The 12,889-nt window shown below is 70.3% G+C and carries 12 protein-coding genes; 9 read left to right on the forward strand and 3 right to left on the reverse strand.

From position 1 onward, the window contains the following. Nucleotides 1–7: 7 nt before the first annotated feature. From ACWPN5_RS25345 to ACWPN5_RS25355, 3 genes are all read right to left on the reverse strand, one after another. Nucleotides 8–562 carry a thioesterase family protein gene (locus ACWPN5_RS25345; protein WP_492298106.1) on the reverse strand — a complete coding sequence of 185 codons (555 nt, stop codon included), beginning with the start codon at nt 560–562 and terminating at the stop codon, nt 8–10. Then, entirely contained in the window at nt 559–1,476 is a 918-nt protein-coding gene (locus ACWPN5_RS25350; protein WP_492298108.1) for a LysR substrate-binding domain-containing protein, read from the reverse strand. Before ACWPN5_RS25350 ends, ACWPN5_RS25345 begins: the two co-directional genes overlap by 4 nt. 137 nt (nt 1,477–1,613) lie before the next feature. Beyond that, entirely contained in the window at nt 1,614–2,816 is a 1,203-nt protein-coding gene (locus tag ACWPN5_RS25355) for a CaiB/BaiF CoA transferase family protein (protein WP_492298110.1), read from the reverse strand. Between the two features lie 443 nt (nt 2,817–3,259). Between ACWPN5_RS25355 and ACWPN5_RS25360 the strand changes: the two genes are divergently transcribed. The 9 genes from ACWPN5_RS25360 (at nt 3,260) to ACWPN5_RS25400 (ending at nt 12,881) form a co-directional block, all read left to right on the forward strand. Next, nucleotides 3,260–4,426 carry an acetyl-CoA acetyltransferase gene (locus ACWPN5_RS25360; protein WP_492298111.1) on the forward strand — a complete coding sequence of 389 codons (1,167 nt, stop codon included), beginning with the start codon at nt 3,260–3,262 and terminating at the stop codon, nt 4,424–4,426. An 8-nt stretch (nt 4,427–4,434) separates the two neighbouring features. Continuing rightward, nucleotides 4,435–4,836: a Zn-ribbon domain-containing OB-fold protein gene (locus ACWPN5_RS25365; protein WP_200477521.1), complete on the forward strand. Its 402-nt coding sequence runs from the start codon at nt 4,435–4,437 to the stop codon at nt 4,834–4,836. Nucleotides 4,837–4,848: 12 nt separating this feature from the next. Continuing rightward, nucleotides 4,849–5,298: a MaoC family dehydratase gene (locus ACWPN5_RS25370; protein ID WP_014242262.1), complete on the forward strand. Its 450-nt coding sequence runs from the start codon at nt 4,849–4,851 to the stop codon at nt 5,296–5,298. After that, nucleotides 5,295–6,065, forward strand: coding sequence for an SDR family oxidoreductase (locus tag ACWPN5_RS25375; protein WP_492298113.1), 771 nt, complete (start codon nt 5,295–5,297; stop codon nt 6,063–6,065). Before ACWPN5_RS25370 ends, ACWPN5_RS25375 begins: the two co-directional genes overlap by 4 nt. A 68-nt stretch (nt 6,066–6,133) precedes the next feature. Next, the gene (locus ACWPN5_RS25380; RefSeq protein ID WP_145706739.1) at nt 6,134–7,189 is read left to right on the forward strand and encodes an ABC transporter substrate-binding protein; all 1,056 of its coding nucleotides are present in this window, start codon (nt 6,134–6,136) and stop codon (nt 7,187–7,189) included. Between the two features lie 224 nt (nt 7,190–7,413). Continuing rightward, the gene (locus tag ACWPN5_RS25385) at nt 7,414–9,138 is read left to right on the forward strand and encodes an ABC transporter permease (RefSeq protein ID WP_492298115.1); all 1,725 of its coding nucleotides are present in this window, start codon (nt 7,414–7,416) and stop codon (nt 9,136–9,138) included. Next, complete coding sequence (locus tag ACWPN5_RS25390) at nt 9,135–10,214, forward strand: ABC transporter ATP-binding protein (protein ID WP_492298116.1); 1,080 nt, start codon at nt 9,135–9,137, stop codon at nt 10,212–10,214. Before ACWPN5_RS25385 ends, ACWPN5_RS25390 begins: the two co-directional genes overlap by 4 nt. A gap of 30 nt (nt 10,215–10,244) precedes the next feature. Then, on the forward strand, nt 10,245–11,060 hold the full coding sequence (locus tag ACWPN5_RS25395) for an enoyl-CoA hydratase (protein ID WP_492298118.1): 816 nt from the start codon (nt 10,245–10,247) through the stop codon (nt 11,058–11,060). A gap of 240 nt (nt 11,061–11,300) precedes the next feature. Beyond that, complete coding sequence (locus ACWPN5_RS25400; protein WP_492298120.1) at nt 11,301–12,881, forward strand: tetratricopeptide repeat-containing sulfotransferase family protein; 1,581 nt, start codon at nt 11,301–11,303, stop codon at nt 12,879–12,881. Nucleotides 12,882–12,889: the final 8 nt, after the last annotated feature.

Below are 12,889 nucleotides of genomic sequence, written 5' to 3' on the forward strand. Positions count from 1 at the left end.
ACGACCCTCACCCGGCGCCTTCGGCGCCACCCTCTCCCGGGGCGGGAGAGGGATTGGGCGCCAGATGCAGCCGCCGCCGGTGGCGGGGCGGGAGGGGAAAGGCGGACTGGGCCGCCGCCAGGGCGCGCAAGCGCTCCGCCAGGGCGGGCGGGAAGGGCGTCACCTTGCGGGAGCCCAGATCGACGTGGATCGACAGCTGCTCCATGGTCGCCGCGACCGTCCCGTCGTCGGTCCGCCGGATCTCCAGCAGGCTCAGCAACCGCTTGTCGTCGGCGTCGAGCAGCCGCAGCGCCACCTGCAGCGGCGTTCCGGCGCGCAGTTCCCGCCGGTAATGCACCGCCACATCGACGACGAACAGGCCGAACCCTTCGTCCCGCGTGTAGGTCTCGCCCAGCCCCCATTGCTCCATCAGGGCGTAGCCGACCTCGTCGAACAGGGCGACGTAGCGCACCATGTTCATGTGGCCGTAGAGGTCGATCCAGCTCTCGTCGACGGTGTGCACGCCGGACAGCAGGATGTCGGACAGCAGGATGTCCGGCGGCAGGGCGTGGTCCTGGGTCATGGGGTGCCTTGGAGGGGGGAGGTCTGGTCCGGCGGGAAGACGCCGCGCAGCCATTGCCGGACGGCGGAGATGACCGGCGTGTTCCAGCGGTGGACCGGGGCGATGAAGTAATAGCCGCCGATGGTCACGTTGCTGTCGACCATCTCCACCAGCTCGCCGTTGGCCAGCGGCTCGGTCACCAGCAGGTCGCTGACCAGGGCCACGCCGCGCCCCAGCCGGGCGGCCTCGATGGTCAGATGCGCCTGCCACAGCCGGGGGCCGCGCAACCGGGGGATGTCGGCGATGCCGGCCTCCTCCAGCCAGGCTTCCCACATGCCGGTGGACTGCTCGTGGATCAGCGGCAGGCCGACAAGGTCGGCGGGCGTGCGCACGTCGGGGTAGCGCGCCTTGAACTCCGGGCTGGCGATGGCGAGGATGCGCGGCCGCGCGAACATCTCCGAGCGCAGCCCGTCGGCGACGGAGCCGCCGTCCTCCAGATACATGATCTCGGCGTCGGCCTCCTCCCGGCTGAAGTCGGGGCGGGTCGAGGTCGGCTGAAGGATCACCTCCCGCCCGGTCAGCGCCTCCTCCAGCTCCGGCAGGCGGGCGAGCAGGCAGCGCGAGGCCAGCCCGGCGAGGCAGCAGATGTGCACCGCCTCCATCCCGCCGTTGCGCAGCTCGTTGCTGGCCTCGCCGATCAGGTCGAAAGCGCGGCGGAGCTGGGCGGCGTAGCGGATGCCCTCGCGGGTCAGGGACAGGCCGCGCCCCGACTTCGCCACCAGCTTCACCCCCACCGCCTGCTCCAGATTCTGGATGTGGCGTGACACCACCGTGTGGGATACCGCCAGCTCGTCGGCGGCGGCCCGCACCGTGCCCTGGCGGGCGAAGATGTCGAAGGCGCGGAGGGCGAGAAGGGGCGGAAGGCGGCGCGCCATGCGGACCTTTGGGCTGTGGACGGAAGCCGGGGCGAGGCTGGGAGTGATTCCGGCGGCAGTATGAAACATTTCCGCCAGCACCGCACGCGCCCCTTCGCCGCCCGCCACCCGCCGCTCTCCCTCCGCGCCGCCGGCCATCACACCACCGCGTCGCGACGGAAGGCGCCGATCTCGTCGGGGCTGAAGCCGAGATCCGCGAGGATCGCGTCGGTGTGCTCGCCCAGCCGCGGCGCCGGGCTTTCGGCGGGCAGGGGCGCTTCCGGCATGGTGATCGGGACGGCGGCGAAGCGCTTGCCCGAGCCCTCCGGCACTTCGACGACCATCTTGCGGTGGACCACCTGGGGATCGTTCAGCGCGTCCGGCACGCTGTTGATCGGGCTGGCCGGCACGTCGGCGTCCTCCATCGCGTCCAGCCACGCGTCGCGCCCGCGGGTGAGGAAGACCTCGCGCAGCAGCGGCTCCAGCTCCGCATGGTTGGCGTTGCGGGCCGAGCCTGTGGGGAAGCGCGGGTCGGACAGCAGATGCTCCAGCCCCATGGCGCGGCACATCCGGTCCCATTGCTCGTTGGTGTCAACGCAGATGGCGATCGGCTTGTCGGCGGTGGGGAAGGCCTGGAAGGGGGCGATCAGCGGGTGGCGGCTGCCCAGCGCCCGCGGCGTCTCCCCGGCGTTCAGGAAACGGGCGATGGCGTTCTCCATCAGGGCGAGCTGGCAATCCAGCATCGCCACGTCGATGAAGCTGCCCTCGCCGCTGCTTGCCCGCTTCTGCAGGGCGGCGAGGATGCCGACGGCGGCGAACAGGCTCGACCCGATGTCGCCGATCGACGCGCCGACCCGGCAGGGATCGCCGCCCGGCTCGCCGGTGATGCTCATCATCCCGGACATCGCCTGCGCCACCACGTCGAAGCAGGGGCGGTGGCGGTAGGGGCCGTCCTGCCCGAAGCCGGAGATCGAGGCGTAGACCAGCCGCGGATTGACGGCCTTCAGGTCGGTGTAGCCCAGCCCCAGCCGGTCCATCGCCCCGGCCCGGTTGTTCTCCACCAGCACGTCGCAGGTGGCGACAATTCTCTTGAAAATCTCCTTCCCTTTTTCCTCCTTCAAGTTGAGCGTCAGACTCCGCTTGTTGCGGTTGACGCTGAGGAAGTAAATGCTCTCCTCCTCGCTGAAGGGGGCAATGATGCGGGTGAAATCGCCCTTGCCGGGACGCTCGATCTTGATGACCTCCGCCCCCAGCGCGCCGAGCAGCCACGTGCTGTAGGGGCCGGCCAACATGTGCGTGAGATCGACCACGCGCACGCCGGCCAGGGGGCCTTCGCGGCGTTGCGTATCGGTGTTGAGCATGCATGATCCTTCGGATGGCCGGACGCCGCGCAGGCGGTCCGGGCGGGGCCGCGCGCCCGGCTGGAAACCGGTCCGGTCCAGGGCGGCGGCGGGAATGCGATACCCAAAGGCTTGCGCCACGGCGGCCGGAAAACAATCGCTTAGTTTGGCCCAATCCGGTGCATGGAAGGCACCGTTCCGCCGATCAGCCCGGTGTGACATTGGTGCGTTCCGTGCACCGGACCGCATCGTTTTTTCTGCTTGTGACACGAACTGTGTCCGGTAGTCTTGATCTTGCCGGGAGCGGATCGGCCTGATCGAAAACTCTGCCGGCCATCGGATAGTCTTCATGATTTCCGAGACGGGTGATCTCTTTACTCCCATCGCCTGTCCAATGAAGCCGCTCGGCGCGCGTCGCGGCAGCGATGCGCGGCCTTCCACAACCAGGAAAGGACAACCCGCGCGTGATCGATCTTTCGGGAAAGGCGGCCATCGCCGGCGTTTTTGAATCGCCCCGCCGGGATGCGCCGCGCGTCCACCCCTTCGCCCTTCAGATGGAGTGCATCCTCGGCGCGCTGGACGACGCCGGGCTGACGCTGAAGGACGTGGACGGGCTGTGCGCGGCCTCCGGCGACTGGGCCGAGGGCGGCAGCACCATGGATGTGGTCGAACTGGCCGAATACATCGGGATCGCGCCGACCTATGTGAACAGCACCGACGTCGGCGGCTGCTCCTACATCCTCCAGGCCGGGCAGGCGGCGGCGGCCATCGCCACCGGGCTGGCCGAGGTGGTGGTCATCAGCTACGCCGCCTGCCCGCGCTGGTGGCCACTGAGCAGCCCGTCCTTCGACCCGTTCGTCTTCCCCGCCGGCCCCGGCCAGTATGAGATTCCCTACGCGCCGACGCTGATTTCGACCTACGGCCTGTTCGCCCGTCGCCATATGGACCTGTATGGCACCACGCCGGAACAGCTTGCCCAGGTGGCCGTGACCTTCCGCGAGCACGCCGCGACGAACCCGGACGCACGGCTGCGCAAGCCGATCACGGTGGACGACGTGCTGGCCTCGCCGATGATCGCGTCGCCGCTGCACCGGCTGGACTGCTGCGTGGTGACCGACGGCGGCGGCGCCGTCGTGATGACCAGCCGGGAGCGGGCGCGCGACCTGAAGAAGCCGCCGGTCCATCTGGTCGGCTACGGGGCCGCCGTGGCGCGCACCCAGAACAGCCAGATTCCCGACGACCTGACCACCCCGGCGGCGCTGTCCGGCCCGCGCGCCTTCGCCATGGCGGGGCTGACCCCCGGCGAGATCGACGTGGCGCAGATCTACGACGCCTTCACCATCACGCCGATGCTGGCGCTGGAGGATCTCGGCTTCTGCGGGCGCGGGGAGAGCGGCGCCTTCGTCGCGGACGGCAACCTGACGCTGGGCGGCCGCCTGCCGACCAACACCGACGGCGGCGGGCTGTCGTCCAACCATCCCGGCAAGCGCGGCATCTTCACCCTGATCGAGAGCGTCCGCCAGCTCCGCGGCGAGGGGCCGGGCGTCCAGGTGCCCGACGCCCGCATCGCCCTGGCCCATGGGCTGGGTGGCACCTTCTGCTCCGCCGCCACCGCCATCCTTGCCCGGTAAGGTGCCTGATGACCAGCATGACCACCCCGCCCGTCCAGGACGAGACCTCCGCCCCCTTCTGGGAGGCGGCGCGCGAGGGGCGCTTCCTGATCCAGCGCTGCCCGGAGACCGGGCGCTTCCAGTGGTACCCGCGCGCGCACTCCATCCACGCCCCGCACGCCCGTCCGGAGTGGGTCGAGGCGAGCGGGCGCGGCGAACTGCTGACCTATTCGGTCGTCCACCGCGGCAACCAGCGCGGCGATCCCTACGTCTGCGCCCTGATCCGGCTGGAGGAGGGCGTCACCGTCTTCTCCCGCGTCGAGGGGGTGGCGGAGGCCGATCTGCGGGCCGGGCTGCCGCTCGCCGTGGCCTTCCACCAGCTCGACGAGGCGACCAGCCTCCCCGTGTTCCGCCCGCGGACTTCCGACTGAGGGTGCCTTGACATGACCGCCATCCATCTCGACGACATCAAGCCGGGCGACCGGACGCGCTCCTCGCGCGTCACCGTCACCGAGGCGCACATCGTCTGGTTCGCCGGGCTGACCGGCGACTTCAACCCGCTGCACATGGACGCCGAGGCGGCCAAGGCCAACGGCTTCGGGCGGACCATCGCCCACGGCATGCTGACCCATTCGCTCAGCACCGGGCTGCGCTCCGCCATCGACGACTGGGCGATCCTCGCCTTCCTGGAGACGCGCCGCCGCTTCGTCGGGCCGGTCTTCGCCGGCGACACCGTGCATTACGAGGCGGAGGTGGCGGAGGTCCGTCCCAGCGCCTCCAAGCCCGATCGCGGCATCGTCCGCGTCGCCATCACCGTGAAGAACCAGCGCGGCGAGACCGTGCAGGAGGGCGAGGACGTGCTCTCCATCGCCCGCAAGGAGGCGCAGGCATGAGTTCCGCTGTTGCACAGTCAAACCGCCTCGCCGGCCGTGTCGCCTTCGTCACCGGCGGCGGCGGCGGTATCGGCCGCGCCGTCTGCGAGCGGCTGGCCGCGGAAGGGGCGGCGGTCGTCGTCGCCGACATCGGGGTCGAGATTGCCGAGAGTGTCGCCGCCGCGCTGCGCGCCGAAGGGGCTCAGGCCCACGCCACCGCGCTGAACGTCGCCGACCGGGAAAGCTGGGGCGCCGCCGTGACCGGCCTGCCCGAGGCCTTCCGGGGCGTGGACATCATGGTCAACGTCGCCGGCATCGTCCGCGACCGCTCGTTGCCCAAGATGACCGACGCGGAATGGAGCGCCGTCATCGACGTGAACCTGCGCGGCACCTGGCTGGGCTGCCAGACGGCCTTCCGGCTGGTCGGCGACCGCGGCTGGGGGCGCATCGTCAACATCGCCTCCACGGCGATCCTGGGGACCTTCGGGCAGGCCAACTACTCCGCCTCCAAGGCCGGGGTGGTCGGGCTGACCCGCACCGCCGCCCTGGAAGGGGCGCGCCGCGGCATCCTGGTCAACGCCGTCGCTCCGGGAGTCGTGGAGACCGCCATCGTCGAGGGCGTGCCCGACGCGGTGCGCGCGCAATGGCTGGAGAAGACGCCCATCGGGCGTCTGGGCAAGCCGGCGGAGATCGCCGCCGTCGTCGCCTTCCTGGCGTCCGACGACGCGGCCTACGTCACCGGCCAGACCATCGTCGCCGACGGTGGGGCGACCACCGGCGACTACTGATTTCCTCTTAAGAACGAAGAACGACGCCGAAACGGCGGAACCGCAACAACAAGACAGGGATTGGCAACATGATGGAATTCTCGCGCCGCCGCCTACTCCAGACCGGTGGACTCGTCGGCACCGCCCTGGTGACCGGCGGGCTGGCCGGCACCGCCTTCTCGCGCATCGCGTCGGCGGCGGACGATCCGCTCTACGCCGCCGCCAAGAAGGAAGGCGCCCTGACCCTTTACTGGGGTTCCTACGAGCAGCAGACGATGGAGGCGATCCGCGACGCCTTCAAGGCCAAGTATCCGGGCATCGAGGTCAACCTGCTCCGCCAGGCCTCGCAGACCGTCTACACCCGCCTGCGCATGGAACTGCAGAGCGGCGTCCACGAGTGCGACTCGCTGGGCACCACCAACATGCTGCACTACACCGAGCTGAAGAAGATCGGCGCGCTGGCGCCCTTCGAGCCGGTGGACGGCGTGCACATCCCGGACGCCTTCCGCAACCTCGACCCGGACAAGATGTTCCATGTCGGCGCGATCAGCCTGACCAGCATCAACTACGCGCCGGGCAAGGTGCCGTCCCCGCCGGCAAGCTGGCAGGCGCTGCTGGAGGACCAGTGGCAGGGCAAGATCACCACGGGCAGCCCGGCCTTCTCCGGCGACGTGGCGAACTGGGTCGTCGCCATCCGCCGCAAGTACGGCGACGACTTCCTGCGCGCCTTCGGCAAGCAGAAGCCGAAGGTCGGCCAGTCCAACGTCGACACCGTGACCGACATCCTGGCCGGTGAGCGCGTCGTCGGTTCCGGCGCGCCCTTCAGCTACACGCTGACCCAGAAGGCCGCCGGCAACCCCATCGACGTGGTGGCTCCGTCCGACGACGCCATCCTGAACCTGGGCGTCACCGGCATCCTGGCGAAGGCCCCGCACCCGAACGCCGCCCGGCTGTTCACCAACTTCCTCTACTCCACGGAGGTGTCGATGATCCTCCAGAAGAACTACTGGCCGACGCTGCGCAAGGATGTGCCCTGGGCGGAGGGGCGGTCGCTGGACCAGCTGAAGTGGACCCGCAACACCGGCGACGACCTCGGCCCGGAGGTCGCGGAAGGCATCGCCAAGTGGAAGGAACTGGTGCGCTGATGCCGGATTCCCTCTCCCCTTGGGGAGAGGGTTAGGGTGAGGGGGTTGCACGTGTCGATACGTTCGGCAAAAGCGCAACCCCCTCACCCGGCGCCTTTGGCGCCACCCTCTCCCCGGAGGGGCGAGGGATGGTATGGACAATGGAGGCGGACCCTATGGGGGTCATTTCAACGGACAGCCCAGACAGCGCAGCCGCGGCAACCGCGCGCCCGGCGATGGCCCGCGTGCCGCTCGCCAGGACCGTGGTCTTCGGCGCCGTCGCCCTTCTTCTCTTCCTGCTGGTGGTCCTGCCCTTCGGCTGGGTTCTCAACAACAGCTTCCACGACGACATCACCGGCGCCTGGACGCTCGGCAACTACACGCGCATCTTCCAGTCGGTGGACCTGCTGGAGCCGCTGTTCAACTCGCTGCTCCTGGCCGTGGCGACCGCGGTGATCGCCGTCGGCATCGGCGTGCCGCTGGCCTGGCTGGTGTCGCGGACCGACCTGCCGTTCCGCCGCACCATCCGCGTGCTGACGATGACCGCCTTCGTCACCCCGTCCTTCATCGGGGCGACCGGCTGGATTCTGCTGGCGGCCCCCAACTCGGGCTGGCTGAACACGCTGTGGCGCTCGCTCGCCGGGGCGGAGGCCGGGCCGCTGCTGAACATCTACTCGATGACCGGGGCGATCTTCATCTGCGGCATCTACACCGTCCCCTACAGCTTCACCATGGTGTCGAGCGCGCTCGACGAGATGGCCGTGGAGCTTGAGGACGCCGCCGCCACGCTGGGCTCCGGCACGCTGCGCACCATGCTCAGCATCACCATCCCGCTGGTCACCCCGGCGGTGGTCGCCAGCTTCATTCTGTCCTTCATCCAGGGGCTGACGCTGTTCGGCGTCCCGGCCTTCCTGCTGACGCCGACCGGCATCCCGGTGGTGACGACCAAGCTGGCCGAGTTCTACCAGCTCTTCCCGCCGGAAATCTACATGGCGGCCGCCTACTGCATGCCGCTGCTGCTGGTCACCGCCATGCTGTTCTGGATGCGCCGCCGCATCCTGGGCCGCAAGCAGTTCGTCACCATCTCCGGCAAGAGCCGGGCGGGGCGGCGGATCGCGCTGGGCGCCGCCCGCTGGCCGGCCTTCGGGGCGGCGCTGCTGCTGCCGCTGGTCTCGGTGTTCCTGCCCTACGCGGCGCTGCTGCTGGTGTCGCTGACCCGCGCCTGGGGCCAGGGCCTGTCGTGGGAGAACCTGTCGCTGCACTGGTACTGGTGGGCGCTGTTCGGCAATTCGGAGACGCACACCGCCATCGTCAACTCGCTGCTGTTCTCGACGCTGGCCGCGACGCTGTGCGTGATGCTCGGCACCGTGGTCGCCTACATCGTGGAGCGGCGGATGGTCTTCGGCGCCAGCCTGTTCGGCGCGGTGGCGACCGTCCCCATCATCATCCCCGGCATCGTCATGTCGGTCGGCTTCTTCGCCGCCTACACGCGGGCGCCGCTGAACCTCTACGGCACGCCGCTTCTGCTGGTGGCGGCCTTCGCGGCGACCTTCCTGCCCATCGCCTACGCCCATGGCGGGTCGATCCTCAAGGGCATCGGGCCGGAGCTGGAGCGCGCCGCCCGCAGCCTGGGTGCGGGGGAGGGGCGGACCTTCCTGTCCATCACCATCCCGCTGATGGGCGGCGGGCTGCTGTCGGGCTGGTTCCTGGTCTTCATCCCGATCATCCGCGAGCTGTCGGTGGCCGTCTTCCTCATCACGCCCAAGACCAACGTGATGACCACGCTGATCTACAACGCCAAGGACGGCGGCAATTACGAGGCCGTCTGCGCCATGAGCGTTCTTCTCCTCCTCATCACGCTGGCGCTGGTGGCCGCCGCCGGTCCCCTGACGCGCCTGACCACCGTGCGCCGCACCTCTCGCAAATCCGGCCGTAAAACCGCCCCGGCGGAAGGAGTTCTCCCCACATGAGCGGGATCCGCATCAAGAACCTCCGCAAGTCCTTCGGCACCTACACCGCGCTGCACGGCATCGACCTGCAGGTCCCCAACGGCACGCTGCTGGCCCTGCTCGGCCCGTCGGGCTGCGGCAAGTCCACGACGCTCCAGCTCCTCGCCGGGTTCGAGGCGCCGACGGAGGGCGAGATCTGGGCCGACGACGTGCTGCTGTCCTCGGCGCGCGGGGTGCTGCCACCGGAGAAGCGCGGCATCTCCCTGGTCTTCCAGAACTACGCGGTGTGGCCGCACAAGACGGTGGCGGAGAATGTGGCCTTCGGGCTCGCCATCCGCCGCCTGCCCAAGGCGGAGATCGCCGAGCGGCTGGACCGCACGCTGCGCACCGTCCGGCTGGAAGCCCTGCGCGACCGCTACCCGTCGGAACTGTCGGGTGGCCAGCAGCAGCGCGTTGCGCTGGCCCGCGCTCTGGCGGTGGAGCCGCGCATCCTCCTGCTCGACGAGCCGCTGTCCAACCTCGACGCGCATCTGCGCGAGGAGATGCGGTTCGAGATCCGGCAGGTTCACGACCTGCTGGGGCTGACCACCGTCTACGTCACCCACGACCAGTCGGAGGCGCTGGTCACCGCCGACCGCATCGCCGTCATGAAGTCGGGCCATCTCCAGCAGCTCGGCTCGCCCGAGGACATCTTCGAGCGGCCGTCCAACGCCTTCGTCGCCACCTTCATCGGCGCCAACAACGAACTGGCCGGGACCAGCGAGGGCAACGGCGCCATCCGCGTCGGCGGCCATGTGCTGACCGCCCCAGACCGCAGCGGCGCGGCGCATGGCGGGACGGTGTCGCTGTGCGTGCGGCCTTCCCAGGTCCGGCTGTTTGGCGCGGACCAAGCGCCGGACGCCGAGGGCTGCAACGTGCTGTCCGGCACGGTCCGGCGCTCCGCCTATCTGGGCGAGTACCGCGACGTGCTGGTGGATCTGGGGGGCGGGCGGACACTGCGCGCCTTCATTCCGCCCGCTCAGAGCTTCGCTCCGGGCAGCGTGGTGACGGCGCTTCTCCCCATCGGCTCCTGCCAGATCCTCGGGCCGGCGGCCTGATCGCGGCTTAAAACCAAGAAAGTCCGAACGATGACCATCGCCACGACCGGCGAGGCCGACGCCTTGCCCGAAATCCTGACCGAGCGGCGCGGCGCCGTCCAGTGGGTGATCTTCAACCGTCCCAAGGCGCGCAACGCCATTACCCCCTGGATGGAGGACCGGCTGATCGACATCTGCCGGGAGGTCGACGCGGACCCGGCGGTGAAGGCCCTGGTGCTGACCGGTGCCGCCGGCGACAAGCCCGCCTTCATGGCCGGCGCCGACCTGTCCTGCCTGCAGAGCGTCAAGACACCGGAGGACTACACGATTCTGGAGGACCGCGCGGAGACCGCGGCGATGGCGCTGGAGGCGGTGCGCGTTCCCACCATCGCCGCCCTGGCCGGTGCCTGCGTGGGGGAGGGGGCTCTGCTCGCCGCCTGCTGCGACGTGCGCATCGCCACGCCGTCGGTGCGCTTCGGCTTCCCCATCGCCCGCACGGTCGGCAACTGCCTGAGCATCAAGAACCTCGCCCGGCTGGCCGCGATCCTCGGCACCGCGCGGACCAAGGGGATGATCTTCAGCGCCCGCCTGCTGAGCGCCGACGACTTGGCCGGCGCCGGTGCCCTGCGCGGCGTCGTGCCGGACGACGACCTCGCCGAGCGCACCCAGGAGCTGGCCGAGGAGTTGGCGAGCCTCGCCCCGCTGACCCTGTGGACGACGCGCGAGGCGCTGCGCCGCTGGCGCGACCATGGGCTGCCGGCAGGCGGCGACGCCGACCTGCTGCGCCTCTGCTACCTCTCCGCCGACTATCAGGAGGGCATCGCGGCCTTCCTGGAGAAGCGCCGTCCGGTCTGGGTGGGGCGGTAGGGCGCCAAAGCCATTGCATTTCGCGTTCATAACCCTCTCCCCTCTGGGGAGAGGGTGGCCCGGAGGGCCGGTGAGGGGGATGTGCATTTCGGTACGTCCGGCAAAAGCGCAACCCCCTCACCCTAACCCTCTCCCCAGAGGGGAGAGGGAACGCCCCTTGCCGCCACCCATGCGCTTCCCTATCCTGGCGTCGTACCACGCGCCCATGAGGGCGTTCAGCCGCCATGGGACCCGCCTGTCATGCCGACCACGCCCGACGCCCCTCCGAGCGGCGCCCCCGACGCCGCGGCGCTGGAGCGGCGGTTGCGGGCCGCTCCCGACGATCTCGCGGCGACGCAGGAGCTGGCCGGGCGGCTGTTCCAGGCCGGTCGCGCGGCTGACGCCGAGCCTCACGCCCGCAACGCGGTCCGGCTGGCGCCGGAGGACGCGCGCTGCCACACGCTGATGGCGCTGGTGCTGGCCGACACCCACCGGCCCCAGGCCGCCGAGTTCCATTACCGCCGGGCGCTGGCCCTGGCGCCGCCGGACGCTGCGACGGTCGCCAACCTCGCCTGGAGCCTGACCCGGCAGGGCCGGCTGGAGGAGGCGCGGCGGACCTACCGCCGGGCCGCGGCGCTGCATCCGTCCATCGCCCTGACCTGGCACGGCTGGGCACAGACCGAGGACGCCGCCCGCGATCTTTCCGCCGCGCAACGGCTGGTGGATCGCGCCCGGCGGCTCGACCCCGGCCACCGTGGCGCCGACACCTTCGCGGCGGCCCTGCTGGCCCGGCAGGGGGCCGGACAGCCGGCGCTGGCCGTCCTGCACGCCTCGGCCGCCCGCCATGGCGGCACCGACCCCGACGCGCTGCTGGAGACCGGGCGCATCCTCGACCGGTTGGGCCGTCACGACGAGGCCTTCGCCGCCTTCGCCGCCGGCAAGGCGCTGCTGCGGCAGGCCGGGCGCCGCTACGGCGAGGAGGAGGCGGTGGACCTCATCGCGCGCCTCGCCACCTTTTTCGTGGCGCCGCGCCTGCGCCTGATGCCGCGGCCCGCCACGCCCGCCGCCGGCCCGCAGCCAGTCTTCATCGTGGGCGCCCCGCGTTCCGGCACCACGCTGGTCGAGCAGATCCTCTCCAGCCATCCGGTCATCGCTGCGGGGGACGAACTGCCGTCGCTCGGCGCGGTGGTCCGGGCGCTGCCGCAGACGCTGGGCAGCCCGCTCGGCTATCCCGAAGCGCTGTCGGAGCTGTGGATGGGCGACCAGCGAGACGGGCTGGAGCGGCTGCGCGACGCCTACCTCCGCCACGCCCGCAAGCTGGTTCCGGCCAAGCCCGGCCACACGCTGTTCACCGACAAGATGCCCTTCAACGAGACGCATCTCGGTCTGATCGCGCTGATGTTCCCCTCGGCGCCGGTGGTGCATGTGCTGCGCCATCCGCTGGACGTGGTGCTGTCGATGATGGGCACCAACCTCACCCACGGCTTCCATAGCGCCAACGATGTCGAAACGGCGGCGCGCCACGTCCTGCTGGTGTTCGATCTGGTGGAGCATTACCGGCGGGAGATGCCGTTGCGCTACCTGCCGCTGCGCTACGAGGATCTGGTGCGGGAGCCGGAACCGGCGGTGCGGCGCTTGCTGGGCTTCCTGGGGCTGGGTTTCGACCGCCGTTGCCTGCGCTTCGAGGAGAACCGGCGCCACGCCCGCACGCCCAGCCACGCCCAGGTCGCGGAAAAGCTCTACAGCCGCTCCATCGACCGTCACCGCGCCTACAGGACTCATCTGAAGCCAGCGATCCCGATCCTGGAGCCGGTCATTCTCGGGCTGGGCTACAGCCTGTAGCATGCCAC

This window comes from Azospirillum sp. UENF 211521, from assembly GCF_058780535.1.